This is a genomic window from Lentibacillus sediminis (assembly GCF_002763455.1).
Classification (GTDB): domain Bacteria; phylum Bacillota; class Bacilli; order Bacillales; family Amphibacillaceae; genus Lentibacillus_D; species Lentibacillus_D sediminis_A.
Window position 1 is genome coordinate 1 of the sequence record NZ_NIXK01000017.1, and the last position, 15,536, is coordinate 15,536.

A 15,536-nucleotide genomic window follows, 5' to 3' on the forward strand; every position below is an offset into this window, starting at 1 on the left:
TATTTCGATGTCCCGTGTGCGCTTATTTAGTTTTCAGGGTGTAAATCCCCTTGCGTTTTCGCGCATAAATGCTTATAATAAAATGCACCAGCCTTTGTCTGGCAGCAATGGCGGAGAGGTCACACCTGTTCCCATGCCGAACACAGCAGTTAAGCTCTCCAGCGCCGATGGTAGTTGGGGCCTTGCCCCTGCAAGAGTAGGACGCCGCCAGGCAAAAGAAAACCCAGTATGCAAAATTGCATGCTGGGTTTTTGCTGTTTTATTGAAGATGGAAAACATCAGAAAAAGCGTACTAAACTGTACGCTTTTTCAGTGTCGAATGGGCGATTTTATTGGCTGGAATTATTATTGTTGCCATTCATCCCTGTAACCATGGGAACCATTTGCTGCATGGTTTGACCGAAGTTTTGCTTGTTTTGAGTCATTGTATAATACGTAGCTGCCCCTACTCCGATTGAAGTCAATAGCGGCAGCCACATTCCATTTTTCTGCATGAACACCTATCCTTTCCTTTGTCGAGGAGAACCCTGACATTTTTAGGATGTCGGGAAAACAGAAATTCATGTTAGGAATCATCTGCCAGTGACGATGCTTCCATGGCTGCATTCATCCCGGCGAGCCGGCCGGTGACGAGTGCTGAGGTGATGTTGTAGCCGCCGGTATAGCCATGAATGTCGAGGATTTCCCCGCAAAAATAAAGGCCATGCATGCACTTGGACTGCATGGTGTTTGGGAGGACCTCTTTGATGGAGACACCACCACCAGTGACAAATGCTTTCTCCAGCGGCAGGGAGCCATCAACGTCAAAGCGAAAATGTTTGATGAATTGAACGATGGTGCGAACGGCCTCTGCAGAAACATTGGCTGCTTTTTGGTCGCCGTCCAGCTGTTTCTCATGCAAAATAAATTCCAATAACCGCTCAGGCACGATTCCTTTCAGCACATTGCGCAAGGATTTTTTCGGCTGGTCTTTCATGCTGTCTGATAGCCGATTATGCAAGTTGTTCTCTTTTTCTCCTGGCAAGATGTCTAATTCCATCGTCACACTGGGTCTGCCTTTCATCAGTTCTTTTACGACAAATTGTGAACAGCGCAAAACGGCAGGGCCGGAAATGCCGAAATGGGTGAAGAGCATGTCCATTTGATGAGTGATAATTGGCTTATTCTTTTTATTAAAAACAGATAAAGCGACATCCTGAAGGGACAGACCCTGAAGGCGTTTATCCTTTATAAAAGGTTCCGATGAGGTGAGTGCCACTTCTGTCGGGTAAAGCTCGGTGATGGTGTGGCCGGCCTTCTTTGCCCAGGCGTAACCGTCACCGGTGGATCCTGTATGAGGTACTGCTTTTCCTCCTGCCGCAATCACCAGTGACTTGGTGAGAAGTTTCTCTTGATCGGCAAGAATGACGGTGTGCGTTTCTTCCGTATAATGGATGGCTTCGACCGCTGTGTTCATGCGGATTTCCACTTGAAGGTGATGCAATTTATCTATTAAGGCATTAACGACTGTTTTTGCTGAATTAGACTGAGGAAACATCCTCCCATGATCCTCTTCTTTTAATGCCACGCCCATATTTTCGAAAAAATCAATGATATCAAGGTTATTAAAAACAGAAAAGGCACTGTACAAAAATTTGCCGTTTCCTGGGATATGACGGATGACTTCTTCTTCTGGGAGGCGGTTGGTGACATTGCAGCGGCCACCGCCAGAGATGGCCAACTTCTTGCCTAGTTTTTTTCCTTTTTCCAGCAGCAGGGTGTTTGCTCCGTGCTCTGCTGCGGCGATGGCTGCCATTAAGCCGGAAGGACCGCCGCCGATGACTATAACATCATATGACAATATTCCTCATTCCTTTCGTCTGTTTGTATTTTACCATTGTTCACGGGAAAGGCTCAAGATTGGGTGATATTTCAATATCTCCATGGAGTCATCTGTGATAAAATATAGATTATGCACTTATAGAGAAAATGTTGGTGAAAAAATGTCGACGATTGTTAGAGGAGCAATGATGCTGACGATGGCATCATTTTTATCGAAATTTTTGGGGATGATTTATGTCATTCCTTTTAATGCGTTAGTCGGGGCTACGGGTGGAGCATTATATGCCTTCGCGTACATACCTTATAATATTTTGCTAAGTATTTCTACCATTGGGGTACCTCTGGCAGTTTCCAAATTTGTCTCCAAGTACAATTCACTTGGGGATTATGAGACAGGGAGGCGAATGTTCAAAGCAGGGATTGCTCTGATGCTGGTCAGCGGATTTCTGGCGTTTTTGGCTTTGTTTTCAAGTGCCGATTTGCTGGCGGGATGGATTATCGCCAGTGAGGATGCGGGGAACATTGCGGAAGAAGATGTCGCCTTCGTTATCCGAATGGTGAGTTTTGCCCTGATCATTATCCCATCGATGAGTATTGTCAGGGGGTTTTTCCAGGGGCACTCCTCGATGGGGCCTACGGCGGTGTCACAGGTCGTGGAGCAAATTGTTCGGATTGTATTTTTGCTTACTGCGGCGTTTATTGTCATGGTGGTGCTGGACGGTGCAGTACGGACTGCGGTCGGATTTGCCACATTTTCTGCTTTTATTGGCGGACTTGCTTCGATGTTCGTACTATGGAGGTACTGGAGAAAACGGAAGCCTGGGCTGGATAAAACGCTCCGTCAGCAGACGTATTCCCATGATATTCCCCGCAAGGATTTATTCGTGGAACTGTTTAGCTATGCCGGACCGTTTATTCTGGTGGGGCTGGCCACTTCGCTTTATCAGCTGGTGGATACATTTACCTTCCAGAGGGCCATGATTGCGGCTGGAAAGGATGGGGAAATTACTGAGGTAGCCTATTCGGTCATCAGTTTATATGGGCATAAATTGGTCATTATTCCGGGGACCATCGCAATCGGCTTGTCGCTGGCGACATTGCCGGTATTGACAAAATCATTCACACAGCAAAACCGGGAGCTGCTGTTTAAGCAGATTAACCAGGCACTGCAGATCATTGCTATTTTGGTCATCCCGGCCGTGGTCGGACTGTCCGTTTTGTCAGATCAAGCGTATGGGGCGCTATATGGATTGAAGTTTATTGAGACAACTGGTCCGCTATTGGGTTGGTATGCACCAGTTGGCTTGCTGTTTGCGATGTTCACTGTCTCTTCTTCTTTGCTGCAGGGAATCAATCAGCAGAAATTCGCTGTCGTCAGTCTGTCTGCCGGGCTGCTTGCAAAAATACTGCTGAATATCCAGCTAATTCACATGTTTGGGGCAAAGGGAGCGATTTTTGGGACAGGACTTGCAGCTGGGATCGCTGTGTCCTTAAACCTGTGGCGAGTGAAAAAGTCGATTCAATTTCCATTTAAGCAAGTAATCAAACGGACGATGCTTGTCGGGATTTTCGTGGCTATCATGGTGATTGTCATCTGGATAGAAAAAGCGGTCTTTGGCATGTTCCTGCCATATGATGAAGAAAGATGGGCTCAGGTCGTGATGCTTGCAGTGGGAGTCGTAAGCGGTGCGGCGGTCTATCTCTGGCTCGCGTATGAGTCTACCTTGCTTGAGCGTGTGCTGGGAGACAAGGTACGTGTTCTGGACAAATTTTTCCGCAGATAGGAGGAAAAAGATGCGACTGGATAAACTGCTGGCCAATACCGGCCATGGCAGCCGGAAAGAAGTAAAGGCATTGCTGAAAAAGAAGCAAGTGTCGGTTAATCTTGAAGTAGTCAAAGACGGCAGTGTCCATGTGGATACGAAGCGGGATGAAGTGACCGTCGATGGGCAGCCTGTCCATTATCAGCAGTTTATCTACCTGATGATGAACAAACCTCCTGATGTCATCTCTGCAACGGAGGACAGCCGGGAGCGGACGGTGGTGGACCTGCTGCAGGAAGCCCAGAAGCGATTTCAGCCGTTTCCTGTCGGCAGGCTGGATAAGGACACAGAAGGTCTCTTGCTTTTGACAAATGACGGGAAACTTGCCCATCAGCTGACGTCCCCGAAAAAAGAAGTGGGCAAAACATATTATGCGGAAGTAGAGGGAACGTTAACCGAAGAGGACAGGGCCGCCTTTAAAGCAGGAGTCAAGCTGGATGACGGTTACCAAACAATGCCGGCAGAGCTGACTATCATAGAAGGCGGAGCAATGTCCCGTGTGGAAATAACCATTTACGAAGGGAAATTTCATCAGGTGAAACGGATGATGGAAGCTGTTGGCAAAAAGGTGCGGTTCTTAAAACGGCTGAGTATGGGCAGCCTGTATTTGGATAACACCCTGAAACCTGGGGAATACCGGGAGTTGACGGAAGATGAATTAACTTATTGTCTTTCCTTGAAAAAATAGCAGAGGGGTTTTAAGAGATGGCAGAAGATACGCATTATTTCCTGGCGGTTCCCTTACCGGCTGAGGTTAAAGAGATGCTTGCCAAATGGCAGGAGCAGCTGCGGAAAAATCTGCCGTATAAGCAGTGGCCTCATCCAGAGGACCTGCACATTACATTAAAGTTTTTTGGACCGGTGTCCGATAATAAAAGGAAACAGCTGACTAAAAGCTTGCGAGATCTGGAAAAGGTTCGCGGTTTTACGATTGAAACAGGCGGTATCGGCTTCTTCGGTAACCCGAAAAAGCCGCGCGTGCTCTGGGCTGGGGCAGAACGGACGGAGGCACTGCTGAGCCTTGCTGAACTGGCGGAAGAGGTCTCGGCGCAGGCAGGTTTTGCAAAAGAGAATCGCCCATACCGTCCGCATATCACCCTGGCCAAGCGCTGGGCAGGCGATGAGGATCCCAACCTTCGTGAGTTAGAGAAGGAATTCACGGAGCGAAAGCGAATAGATATAGAAGGAATAGCTTTATATAAAATCCACCCTGGCCAAACTCCGAAATATGAACCGTTTGAGGAGTTTAAGCTTCTGCCTTAGGGTGCCAGTACTGGATTTGACAAAGGGGAGAGAGATGTGGCACAGCTGATTAAACTGCAGGATTATATATCCCGTTATGAGTGGGATGCTTATCGTTACCCTTCCCAATACATTCGCTTGAAACAGGAAAACTGGAAAAATCTTTACCGGATGTGGAAAGATGCAGAAAACGAAGAGGAAGAACAGCCAGAGTCTGACGCCGAGCCCCGTGGCGCGGAATCGTTTTTCTCCAAATGGATGCGTTTCAGAAAAAATGAGGAAGAAGTGGATCAGGAAACCTCAAACCCGCAAGAAGACCGGCCTGCTACAGAAATGGAATTAAAGCAATATTATCTGGATAAGCTGCTTTCCTTTCAGCTGAAATGGGCAACTTCGACCGTGACAGATACATCGTTTATGAACAGGGATTACTACAGTGATGCCTTATTAAAGTACTTTCTGCAGCGTTTTCCGGATACTTATTTGCTTCTGTTCTACCCGATTTTTAACATAAATCAGGCGCCGGTGGAAGGAGAAATTATTCTTATCAGCCCAATTGGAATTGAGATTATCTACGTGCTTGAGGAGCAGGCGGAGCCCGGAGCAGTCTTTTATGCCGATAGTGAGCGGACGTGGAGCGTGCAGCGGCAGGCGGAACAGACAACGATGCTGAGTCCGCTGATTCCGTTGAAACGGACAGAAAAACTGGTGAAAAGTATGCTCACGAAGCAAGGGATCGATTTTCCCGTCCAAAAAACTGTACTGTCCCGTGCCAATCCGATTGTCTCCTCTCAAGCTGCCTATCAAACGACCATCGCTGGGAAAGATGATTATCCAGAGTGGTTTCAAAAAAAGCGTGCCCTTGCATCTCCGCTTAAAGCTAAGCAGCTGAAGGCGGCGGAGGTCATTTTGAATTACTGCCAGACAACATCCGTAAAGCGGCCCGAGTGGGAAGAGGACAATGATTTCTTCCCGGTCGGCAAGGGAGACTAAACCATGGTTGTGTTCATCGTGAACCCCTCGGCAGGCAATGGCAGGGCAGCACGGATTTTTACGAATATCCAAAAGTCTTCGCGCTATCAGGATTTATACTGCCGGACATTTTATACGGAGTATGAGGGCCATGCCGAAAAAATTGCTGCATCTCTTTCCAGGCAGCCATATGAGCTTAAGGCAGTGATTGTGGTTGCTGGAGACGGAACGCTCCATGAAGTGATGAATGGGCTTGGCACACAGGAAATTCCGCTCGGCTTCATCCCGGGCGGTTCGGGCAATGATTTCGCCAGAGGCTGCGGGCTGAAAGGGAAACCAGATGTTCTTTTGGAAAAGATTCTAGGTAGCGAAGAGGAATCTCTCTGGTGGCCAGGAGCCTACCAGCACGACGATAACAGAGAGCGGCTTTTCGCCAACAGTATCGGCTTTGGCTTTGATGCCGAGGTTACTATGAAAGCCAATCAAGCAGGATACAAGCGGGTTTTTAATCGGCTCGGGATTGGCAAGGTCAGTTATGCCATTGCACTTATTCAGGTACTATTCACGTTCCGGCCGATGGATCTTGTGCTGGAAATTAACGGACAGCCCCGTTTCCTGCATCAGTGCTGGATGGTTACAATTGGCAATCATCCATATTTTGGCGGCGGGATGAAAATACTTCCTGAAGCGAGGATGCAAAAGGATAAGGTTGATACGCTGATCCTCCACTCCATTTCCAAATGGAAAGTGCTCGGTGTGTTTTTGACGGTGTTTGCCGGTAAGCATACGGTTTTTCGGGAAGTGGAAACCCTGAAAGCTGAACGTGTCAGGCTTGCAGCGGATCAGCCGATTTCTTTTCAGGTGGATGGACAGCCGGCGAGTTGTCGGACTGCAACGGTGGGTAAACCCACGCAGCCCGTGAAAATTGCCGGTGCGGGCGGGGGTCCCCTCAAGGAGAAAACACCGAAGCAACCGCACCAAAATACATATTTGTAATTTTTCTTCCAGCGGTATAGAATATATAATTGAACCTATTTGAAATGCGGGGAATGTACGATGGACGGGCTGAAACAAGCATTAGGTATGGAGTGGACAATTATGCCTGCTGGCGGGAACACCGGGGATGCATATGTCGCGGAAAAACACAATAAGCGATTGTTCTTGAAGCGGAATTCTTCTCCATTTCTGGCCGTCTTATCGGCGGAGGGCATTGTGCCAAAGCTGATATGGACAAAACGCATGGAAAACGGAGACGTAATTACAGCCCAGGAATGGATGGAGGGCAGGGAGCTCAAATCTGCCGAAATGCAGGACCCGGAAGTAGCAGAACTGCTAAGCAAAATCCACCGTTCACAGGAGCTCCTGCACATGCTGATGCGGCTCGGAAAAAAGCCGGTCACAACCGATGACAGTTTTGCTCATATCTGCAGCCGTCTGTCTCAATTGGAAATTACCGAATTTCCGGATGTAGAGCGAGCTATCAGGCTGCTTGAGAAGCTGCTGCCATTGACGAGAAATCAGAAACAGGTCGTCTGTCACGGCGATCTGAATCATAATAATTTGCTGCGTTCCACCAGCGGCTACTTATATCTGGTAGACTGGGACAATGCGTTGATCGCTGACCCGGCTCAGGATTATTCGATGATCTTAAAAGAATATATTCCTATGGAAGCATGGCAGAATTGGCTAGAGGACTGTGGTGTTGCCGAGGAGGAAAACCTCCCTGCGAGAATCTCCTGGTATTTACTGTACGAGACGCTCGCGGAGTTCTGTCTGCGCCGGGATAAAAGCGATGCGGCCGGGATGCAGGCACAGCTTGAGGAGTTGCGGACACTCAATAGTCGAATTACCAAATTTATTTTAACGTCGTCTGCTGAATAGCACTCATCCAGTTTTCGATGTTTTGCTGGTTGGCAGTTATATGGTCGGCGCTGTTTGCTGCGGTTTCTCCCTGCTGGCCGTAAGCATCAATTTCCGGAAGCAGCTGCTGGAGCTGACTCTCGCTTAAGCCGTTATTCTCCTGAAGAGCCTGCACCAGACGGCAGATCTGCTGGTACTCTGCAGTATAGCCGATACGGTCAGCCTGCTGTTCATCAAGCAGGTCATATAATAAAGACAGTTGATTGCTTGCTGATAATGGCATGATAATCACCTCAAGGTACTTCGTATTTGTTCATTATTATTTTCAAAACCATTTAAGGATATGCGTGGAAAACGAAAAGAAAGGTGTATGTAACCAATGCGTCAACGCAACAAACCATGGGCGGATGACTTCTTACAGGAACACACGGAACTTGTGCTTGCAGATCCCCGGCAGCATAAACATTCCTGGCAGTCGTATTTCGCCAATAATCATCCAATCCATCTGGAAATTGGCACAGGCAAGGGCCAGTTCATCGGCGGAATGGCCGAGCAGCAGCCGGACATTAATTTTATCGGCATGGAAATTGCCAAGAGTATTGTCGTGACGGCAGCGCAAAAAGTACTGGACGCAGATCTGGGCAATGTGGTGCTGCTAAATGAGGACGCTGCTGATTTGCAGGAGTTTTTCGGGGAAAACGAAATCAGCACCATTTACTTGAATTTCTCCGATCCATGGCCGAAAAACCGTCATGAAAAACGGCGGCTGACCTTTCAGAAATTCCTCGAGCAATACAAAGAGATCCTGCATGCTAACGGCGAAATTATTTTAAAAACAGATAACCGAGAACTGTTCGAATATTCATTGGTGAGCTTTTCTCAATTCGGCATGAAACTGGAAGAAGTAAATTTGGATCTGCATGTTGAAGAGGATCCTCAAAATGTGATGACCGAATATGAAGAAAAATTTTCGGCAAAGGGTCAGCCAATATATCGCTGTGTTGCGAGGTTTGGCTGAGCGGATGGCCGGCCGGTGCTTGACGTAAATACAAATACACCGGCCTATTCTTTTATTATTTTTTGCAAGCGTTTCCGATTTTGCTAGAGAGAGGGGAATAAAAATGGAGAAATTAACAGTAGGAAGAGCGCAACTGACCTGGCTAAACGGCGGGGTAAACTTTTTGGATGGCGGGGCGATGTTTGGCGTCGTGCCAAAAGCATTGTGGAGCCGAAAGTACCCGCATAATGACAAAAATCAGATTGAACTGCGTACGGACCCAATTCTTCTGCAAATCGACGGAAAGAACTTTTTAATTGATTCCGGGATTGGCATCGATAAATTAAGTGATAAGCAGCTGCGCAATTTTGGCGTGCTGGAGCAATCTCAGGTCGAACACTCGCTTGCAGAACTTAATCTGACAACGGATGATATTGATGCCGTGTTGATGACACATCTGCATTTTGATCATGCAAGCGGCCTGACAGAAAAAATGGAAGATGGTTACGCGCCGGTATTTAAACAGGCTGTGGTCCATACATCGGCCGTGGAGTGGAACGAAATGCGGCACCCTAATATTCGCTCGGTCAATACTTACTGGGAAAGAAACTGGCAGCCGATCACCGAACAAGTCCGCACATTTGAAGAGGAAACCGAGATTGTGCCAGGACTGAGAATGATCCATACGGGCGGACACAGTGACGGGCATGCCATTATCGTGTTTGAAGACGGGGAAGATTGCTTCATCCATATGGCAGATATTATGCCGACCAACGCCCACCAGAATAAACTATGGGCCTTAGCCTTTGATGATTACCCCGTTACTTCTGTGCATGAGAAGGAAAAGTGGATGGACTTTGGCTATAAGCAGGGGGCCTGGTATACCTTTTATCATGATGCCTACTACCGGGCAATCCAATTTAATGGCGATGGAGAAAAAACGAGAGAGTTAGAACGCGAACGCTACGCATATGAATAGAAAGAACAGGAATGGCCGGCGTCATCCAGCTTGTTAACTTGGGTCCTGCCAATTATAATAAAAGTAGAATAATCAGGCTGTACTTTTATTGCCTTCGTTAAATATATTCATGCAGAAAAAACCAATCTGCAGAGAAAAAGGGTGAGGAAATGGGAAAGCGAATCTTTTATTTTCTGTTAACTAATGTGTTGGTTCTCGTGACAATCAGCATTATTCTGTCACTGTTCGGTGCCTGGAACTATATTGATTATGGAACTGGCAGAATCGATCCGGTCGCTCTCTTGATTTTCAGTGCGGTGATTGGTTTCACCGGATCGTTCATCTCGCTGGCGATTTCCCGCTGGATGGCGAAGCGAATGATGGGCGTCCGTGTCATCAATCCGGACGGACCGATGTCAGCGGATGAAAAATTTGTTGTGGAAAAAGTTCACCGTCTATCCAGGGCGGCTGGCCTGATGCATATGCCGGAAGTCGGTATTTACGATGCAAAAGAAGTGAATGCTTTTGCGACAGGACCGACGAAAAAACGCTCGCTTGTTGCGGTATCCAGTGGCCTCTTACATGAAATGGATGATGACGCGATAGAAGGAGTTATCGCGCATGAGGTGGCACATATCGCGAATGGCGATATGGTGACAATGACGCTTTTGCAAGGTGTGGTTAACACCTTTGTCGTCTTCCTCGCGCGGGTTGCGGCATTTGCAGTATCGAGGTTTACCAGGGAAGAATTGGCGCCGATTGTGCATTTCCTGGCAATTATCGTCTTCCAGATTCTCTTTTCGATTCTGGGAAGTCTGGTTGTCTTTGCCTATTCGCGCCACCGCGAATACCATGCTGACAGAGGCGGGGCGGATCTGGCAGGCAAGGACAAGATGAGACATGCGCTGGAAAGGCTCAAAGCTTATTCCAATCGTGTGAAGGAAAATGAGCAAACCGCTGTTGCGACATTAAAAATCAATGGCAAACGAAAATCCAACATTTTCTCCACTCATCCGGATATTGATGAGCGGATTCAGAGATTGTCTTAGGTCTAGAAGAAAAGGGCTCTCCCGCCTGAAGCAGGAGAGCCCTTTCGTGGTTTTTTAGGCTGTTTTCTGAAGGAATGTGTTTTATTACAATATACTTAGATTGTGATGTAAATCAGTGAAGTTTATGATCGCCGCAGCGGAAATCAACAAGCACTCTGTGTCATGCTTCCTAAACATTGAAGTGTAGCTTGAGTCGCAGTTTTCATTAAATACAAAACAAGCAACAAAACTTAGGAAAAAAGCCTTTTTTTATTTCTTAACCACATTCGGTTCTTCTTTTATAGCACCGGTTATTTTATCATCGGTCACATGCAGCTGACAGGTTTTACCGTCCTTGTTAATAAATTTAAAGACGCCGTTATTAAAGTCGGTGCCGATTTCTTTGTAAAATATTCCTTCGTACAAGTTTTTATTTGATCTGGTGAAGCCAAGCCGGTAAGATTCGCCATCCTTTTGCAGGAATGCGCGCACGCCTTTTTCATAAGAGGTGCCTTCCGGGCTTTTGATTGTCCGGTCAATCGAAACAATATGAATATCGACAAATGTCATTTCCCGCTGCAGGGCACTGGAGAATGAACCTTTGGTGATCTCTTCCCAGCGTTTCTGCGGGCTTTGGCCGATAATAATCTGTGTAATATTATGATGATGCACCACTTCGGCAATTGCCCGCGCGGAACTCCGCTTTTCGTTGTCGCGGATAATAAATTCCTCGACATCCAATTCTTCGCATAATTCTTCCCAGCGCTCGATATAGCCTGATTTTTCCGCATCGAATTCGTCATATGGCAGCGGATCAACTGTCAGCACATATAACGGGCAATCCAGCATATTCGCCAATTTATGGCCGCGCCGGATCAGCCGTTCGCCGTTCGGACCATAATATACACAAACCAAAATACTTTCATCCATACGTCCTTTGATTTTTTTCATGGCAATCACCTCTTTACGTTCTTCCATAATTTCAGCCGGTATCTCTCATCAGGCCCGCGAGCGCGCCAATTATACTGATGAATTCCGGTCATTAGTCAATCAAACCTAATTATTATAACACGAAACAATCCCCTGTCAATACAATTGGCAGGAATTTTTCATTGCTTAGGAAATTATATATCATGCGTATTGTGGATAGCATAGCCAGGGTATGCTCCGGCCAGCTCCAGCGCCCAGCGACTAGTGGACTTCCCTCACCTCCGTACGATAAGTCAACATCTGCTCGAATTTTAAGGAAGGCCGACTAAAACCGGCCTTTGCGGCCAACGTCGGCACACCCCTATGAAGGGGCGTGTTTCCTTTATCTCCTCCGGCTCAGTCCAGCCCATACGTCGCTTAACGGGCGCTTCCGCTTTTGTCTCTCTCTATTATCTCCATATATCATAATTGATATAGGCAGAAAATACTAGGGGAGAAAAGAATTTTGTCAGGAAATTTAGTTGTATTCCCAAAATATGATTGCAATCGCTCTGTGTACACCTTATAAAGTGCAGGAACCTTGGTTTTCATGTATAATTAACTTGTTGTAATTCCATATATATTATTGATTGCTATAAAATGTTAATTTTCTCTGCTCATGCAAATCACTGGAGTCTAAAAACTGCCTATTATCTGTTTTTTTAGCAGTATTAGTGTAGCTAGGGCTTGATGACTAGCCAATTTCCCACTTAAAAATTCCTTGGGTTCACCCCTATTTGTCACCGGTATATTCACCATCCGCTGGTTTTCTTTTCTGGAGGCTGAAAGTGTCAGCTTTACAATGGACATTTTTACCTGCCGCTTTTGCAATTAGATGTTTTTCAGAAAGAAGGTCTGACGCTGAATAGACGTTTTCATCAAACATGGGATGGGAATGTCTGTAGAAAAAAAGGCGTAAACTTGTGTTGATTTGAGCTTTACGGCATAATCATGCATTCATATGTCAGAGAATGGGGGATAAAATAGAGTTTAAAGCCGGTTTTCCTGCATATCAGGACTCAAGGTGAGATAGAAACGGAGGTTTCACGTTTTGACTGTGAATTTTGCAATTTTGATTCCCTTTTTGGCAGCTGCCATTATTCCATTTTTAGACAAGCGGCTGGGCCGGGTGCATATTGGCTGGTTTGCACTTTTAATCCCGCTTGGCTTATTTATTTATCTTGCCAGCTTTATTCCGAATATCGCTGCCGGGGAAACAATCATCCATACTCTGGAATGGATTCCTTCTTATGATATTCATTTTACAGCCTATGTGGACGGGCTCAGCTTGATTCTTGGATTGTTAATTACCGGGGTTGGGGCGCTGGTTAGTCTTTATTCCATTTATTATTTGTCACCGGAAGAGTCGTTAAAGCATTTTTATCTCTACCTGCTGTTATTTATGGGCGCGATGCTCGGGGTTGTCTTTTCCGATAATATTATGGTGCTCTATGTATTCTGGGAGTTAACCAGCATTTCCTCTTTCCTGCTGATTGCGTTCTGGTACCATCGGAAACGCTCCAGGGAAGGGGCGCAAAAGTCGCTCTTAATCACCATTAGCGGCGGGTTTGCCATGCTGGTTGGTTTTATTATGCTTTACGCCATGACAGGCAGTTTTAGTATCCGCGAGATCATTTCGGTTATTTCGGAGCATACCGATCATCCGCTGTTTTTGCCGGCCATGCTGCTGATACTGCTCGGTGCTTTTACAAAATCAGCACAGTTCCCGTTTCATATCTGGCTGCCTGATGCAATGGAAGCACCAACACCGGTTAGTGCTTATCTGCATTCCGCCACCATGGTAAAAGCTGGTATCTACCTGGTTGCCCGTTTCACCCCGGTTTTTGGCGGGGAGGCACTGTGGTTCTGGCTGGTAACCGGGGTGGGGCTGTTTACCCTGTTCTGGGCTGCGTTCCATGCGGTGAAACAGGTTGATCTGAAAGCGATGCTCGCCTATTCGACCGTAAGTCAGCTTGGTATGATCATGGCGATGTTTGGGATTGGCTCAGCTGCACTTCATTTCGGTTATTCCACCGAATCAGTTGTCTATACACAGGCAACCTTTGCCGCTCTGTTCCACTTGGTTAACCACTCTACCTTTAAGGGTGCCTTGTTTATGGTGATCGGCATTGTCGACCATGAAGTGGGGACTCGGGACGTTCGCCGCCTTGGCGGTCTGGTGTCATTCATGCCGATCACGTTTACCATTGCCATGATCGGCAGTTTTTCCATGGCCGGACTACCGCCGTTTAATGGCTTTTTGAGCAAGGAAATGTTTTTCACCGCAGCATTAAACATTAGCGAGCTTTCTATTTATTCCCTGGATACCTGGGGTGCGGTGATTCCGGTAGTTGCCTGGGTGGCAAGTGTGTTTACCTTCCTGTATAGCATGATGATTGTGTTTAAAACATTTTTCGGACCTTATCAGGAGGAAAAACTGGAGCGCCCGGCGCATGAACCTCCTAAGGGCATGCTAATCGCACCTGTTATGCTTGGCCTTACAGTTGTCGGGCTGTTCTTCTTCCCGAACCTGCTGGGAGATAATTTGCTGCGACCGGCGATGGCAGGTATCTTCCCGTCCTTTCCAGAAGCGGAGCTTGGTGTGGAAATTTATGCCTGGCACGGCTTTAACACAGAATTGTTTATGACATTCGGCATCGTTGTAGTCGGTTTGCTTCTTTATGTGACACTGAAATATTGGCGGGGCGTTTATGTGCTGTTTCCGGAAAGATGGTCATTTAATGCACTGTACAGTTATGCGCTGCACCAGATGGAAATCCGCTCCCGCACCGCTACGAAATCCTATATGACTGGCGTTTTGCGTGATTACTTGGTTTACATCTACTTCTTTTTTATCCTTTTAATTGGCGGAGCGCTGGTGTATACCGGTGCAATCAATTTCTCCATAACGGAAAATGCGCCGATTACGCCCTATGAATGGATTATTGCGGGAGTAATGTTTATTGCCGCCATCTCGATCCTGTTTGCCAAATCACGTCTGACGGCGATTCTGCTCAATGGCGTGCTTGGCTATTCCATCGCGGTATTTTTTGTCCTGTTCCGTGCGCCGGATCTGGCATTGACCCAGGTCGTGATTGAAACTGTGACGACCGTATTGTTCCTTGTAAGTTATCATTTCCTGCCGGAGTGGGAAAGAGAACACGACAGAAAACGGCGCAAAGGATTGCATCTGCTTATTTCTGCTGCTGTAGGAACGATCTTTGCTACGATCGCACTTGCGGTACACAACGGCAAACTGTTTGAGTCCATCTCCCACTTCTACGAAAATTCCTATGAGCTGGCAGGGGGAAGGAATATCGTCAATAGCATTCTGGGTGATTTCCGCGCCCTGGACACGATGCTGGAAGTGGTTGTTCTATTAATTGCTGGTGTCGGTGTCTATACATTTATCAAGCTGAAATTGGGAAAGGGGGACCAGCGCCTTGAAGATCAATGATGTAATTTTGCATGCCGTGACAAAAATTGTTGTGTTTATCATTTTCACCATGGCAGTGTATCTGTTCCTGTCCGGGCACCATAACCCTGGTGGCGGATTTGTCGGCGGTCTGGTTCTCGCATCGGCTTTTGTGCTGCTTTTCCTGGCATTTGACATGGAGACAGTACGACATGCGATCCCGTTTGATTTCAAGTATGTGGCAGCACTGGGGGCATTTATTGCAGTTGCCTCGGGGGTTGGTTCCGTATTTTTTGATGCGCCGATATTGAGCATGACACATGGCTATTTTGTCTTGCCGATATTTGGGGAAACAGAGCTTGCCACCGTGACGCTTTTTGAACTAGGCGTAGCGCTGGCGGTTGTCGGCGTAGTGGTTACGATTATTCTAAGTATTGGGGAGGATATATAG

15 protein-coding genes and 1 rRNA gene are annotated in these 15,536 nt (G+C 46.9%); 12 read left to right on the forward strand and 4 right to left on the reverse strand.

Annotated elements, in window-relative coordinates; translation table 11 throughout:
- Positions 1-97: 97 nt before the first annotated feature.
- Positions 98-213: ribosomal RNA gene (gene rrf / locus CEG13_RS17965) — 5S ribosomal RNA — on the forward strand.
- A 116-nt stretch (positions 214-329) separates the two neighbouring features.
- On the opposite strand, the gene CEG13_RS18955 is transcribed toward rrf, so the two are convergent.
- Both CEG13_RS18955 and CEG13_RS17970 read right to left on the reverse strand, forming a co-directional pair.
- Complete coding sequence (locus tag CEG13_RS18955; RefSeq protein WP_192869571.1) at positions 330-494, reverse strand: hypothetical protein; 165 nt, start codon at positions 492-494, stop codon at positions 330-332.
- A 71-nt stretch (positions 495-565) separates the two neighbouring features.
- The gene (locus tag CEG13_RS17970; RefSeq protein ID WP_100013276.1) at positions 566-1,840 is read right to left on the reverse strand and encodes a BaiN/RdsA family NAD(P)/FAD-dependent oxidoreductase; all 1,275 of its coding nucleotides are present in this window, start codon (positions 1,838-1,840) and stop codon (positions 566-568) included.
- Between the two features lie 142 nt (positions 1,841-1,982).
- On the opposite strand from CEG13_RS17970, the gene CEG13_RS17975 reads away from it, so the two are divergent.
- The 6 genes from CEG13_RS17975 to CEG13_RS18000 are packed head-to-tail and all read left to right on the forward strand — an operon-like array spanning position 1,983 to position 7,739.
- Positions 1,983-3,605: a putative polysaccharide biosynthesis protein gene (locus tag CEG13_RS17975; RefSeq protein WP_100013277.1), complete on the forward strand. Its 1,623-nt coding sequence runs from the start codon at positions 1,983-1,985 to the stop codon at positions 3,603-3,605.
- Between the two features lie 10 nt (positions 3,606-3,615).
- Positions 3,616-4,332: a pseudouridine synthase gene (locus CEG13_RS17980; protein ID WP_100013278.1), complete on the forward strand. Its 717-nt coding sequence runs from the start codon at positions 3,616-3,618 to the stop codon at positions 4,330-4,332.
- A 17-nt stretch (positions 4,333-4,349) separates the two neighbouring features.
- On the forward strand, positions 4,350-4,907 hold the full coding sequence (thpR, locus tag CEG13_RS17985; RefSeq protein ID WP_100013279.1) for an RNA 2',3'-cyclic phosphodiesterase: 558 nt from the start codon (positions 4,350-4,352) through the stop codon (positions 4,905-4,907).
- Positions 4,908-4,943: 36 nt separating this feature from the next.
- Complete coding sequence (locus CEG13_RS17990) at positions 4,944-5,879, forward strand: NERD domain-containing protein (RefSeq protein WP_100013280.1); 936 nt, start codon at positions 4,944-4,946, stop codon at positions 5,877-5,879.
- Positions 5,880-5,882: 3 nt separating this feature from the next.
- The gene (locus tag CEG13_RS17995) at positions 5,883-6,854 is read left to right on the forward strand and encodes a diacylglycerol/lipid kinase family protein (protein WP_100013281.1); all 972 of its coding nucleotides are present in this window, start codon (positions 5,883-5,885) and stop codon (positions 6,852-6,854) included.
- A gap of 60 nt (positions 6,855-6,914) precedes the next feature.
- Positions 6,915-7,739, forward strand: coding sequence for an aminoglycoside phosphotransferase family protein (locus CEG13_RS18000; RefSeq protein WP_100013282.1), 825 nt, complete (start codon positions 6,915-6,917; stop codon positions 7,737-7,739).
- On the opposite strand, the gene CEG13_RS18005 is transcribed toward CEG13_RS18000, so the two are convergent.
- Positions 7,714-8,001 (reverse strand): YtzH-like family protein, encoded by a 288-nt coding sequence (locus CEG13_RS18005; protein WP_100013283.1) that lies wholly within the window; start codon positions 7,999-8,001, stop codon positions 7,714-7,716. The genes CEG13_RS18000 and CEG13_RS18005 overlap by 26 nt on opposite strands.
- 96 nt (positions 8,002-8,097) lie before the next feature.
- Here CEG13_RS18005 and trmB point away from each other — a divergent pair, with 96 nt between their 5' ends.
- The 3 genes from trmB (at position 8,098) to htpX (ending at position 10,722) form a co-directional block, all read left to right on the forward strand.
- Positions 8,098-8,736, forward strand: coding sequence for a tRNA (guanosine(46)-N7)-methyltransferase TrmB (gene trmB, locus CEG13_RS18010; RefSeq protein ID WP_100013284.1), 639 nt, complete (start codon positions 8,098-8,100; stop codon positions 8,734-8,736).
- Positions 8,737-8,839: 103 nt separating this feature from the next.
- Entirely contained in the window at positions 8,840-9,694 is an 855-nt protein-coding gene (locus CEG13_RS18015; RefSeq protein WP_100013285.1) for a YtnP family quorum-quenching lactonase, read from the forward strand.
- Positions 9,695-9,843: 149 nt separating this feature from the next.
- Positions 9,844-10,722: a protease HtpX gene (htpX, locus tag CEG13_RS18020; RefSeq protein WP_100013286.1), complete on the forward strand. Its 879-nt coding sequence runs from the start codon at positions 9,844-9,846 to the stop codon at positions 10,720-10,722.
- 249 nt (positions 10,723-10,971) lie between these two features.
- On the opposite strand, the gene CEG13_RS18025 is transcribed toward htpX, so the two are convergent.
- Positions 10,972-11,652, reverse strand: a complete 681-nt coding sequence (locus CEG13_RS18025) for a universal stress protein (protein WP_100013287.1) — start codon at positions 11,650-11,652, stop codon at positions 10,972-10,974.
- Between the two features lie 1,069 nt (positions 11,653-12,721).
- Here CEG13_RS18025 and CEG13_RS18030 point away from each other — a divergent pair.
- Together CEG13_RS18030 and CEG13_RS18035 are read left to right on the forward strand one after the other, a co-directional pair.
- A complete protein-coding gene (locus tag CEG13_RS18030) occupies positions 12,722-15,127 on the forward strand; it encodes a Na+/H+ antiporter subunit A (RefSeq protein ID WP_100013288.1) in 2,406 nt (801 codons plus the stop codon).
- Positions 15,114-15,536, forward strand: coding sequence for a Na(+)/H(+) antiporter subunit B (locus CEG13_RS18035; RefSeq protein ID WP_100013289.1), 423 nt, complete (start codon positions 15,114-15,116; stop codon positions 15,534-15,536). The genes CEG13_RS18030 and CEG13_RS18035 overlap by 14 nt, the downstream gene beginning before the upstream one ends.

What these genes read in the sequence shown, in the direction of transcription:
- CEG13_RS18005 (WP_100013283.1), bottom strand. Translation starts at nt 8,001, where the DNA reads ATGCCATTATCAGCAAGCAATCAACTGTCTTTATTATATGACCTGCTT.
- CEG13_RS18025 (WP_100013287.1), bottom strand. Translation starts at nt 11,652, where the DNA reads ATGAAAAAAATCAAAGGACGTATGGATGAAAGTATTTTGGTTTGTGTA.
- htpX (WP_100013286.1), top strand. Translation starts at nt 9,844, where the DNA reads ATGGGAAAGCGAATCTTTTATTTTCTGTTAACTAATGTGTTGGTTCTC.
- CEG13_RS18955 (WP_192869571.1), bottom strand. Translation starts at nt 494, where the DNA reads ATGCAGAAAAATGGAATGTGGCTGCCGCTATTGACTTCAATCGGAGTA.
- CEG13_RS18015 (WP_100013285.1), top strand. Translation starts at nt 8,840, where the DNA reads ATGGAGAAATTAACAGTAGGAAGAGCGCAACTGACCTGGCTAAACGGC.
- CEG13_RS17995 (WP_100013281.1), top strand. Translation starts at nt 5,883, where the DNA reads ATGGTTGTGTTCATCGTGAACCCCTCGGCAGGCAATGGCAGGGCAGCA.
- CEG13_RS18000 (WP_100013282.1), top strand. Translation starts at nt 6,915, where the DNA reads ATGGACGGGCTGAAACAAGCATTAGGTATGGAGTGGACAATTATGCCT.
- trmB (WP_100013284.1), top strand. Translation starts at nt 8,098, where the DNA reads ATGCGTCAACGCAACAAACCATGGGCGGATGACTTCTTACAGGAACAC.
- CEG13_RS17975 (WP_100013277.1), top strand. Translation starts at nt 1,983, where the DNA reads ATGTCGACGATTGTTAGAGGAGCAATGATGCTGACGATGGCATCATTT.
- thpR (WP_100013279.1), top strand. Translation starts at nt 4,350, where the DNA reads ATGGCAGAAGATACGCATTATTTCCTGGCGGTTCCCTTACCGGCTGAG.
- CEG13_RS17980 (WP_100013278.1), top strand. Translation starts at nt 3,616, where the DNA reads ATGCGACTGGATAAACTGCTGGCCAATACCGGCCATGGCAGCCGGAAA.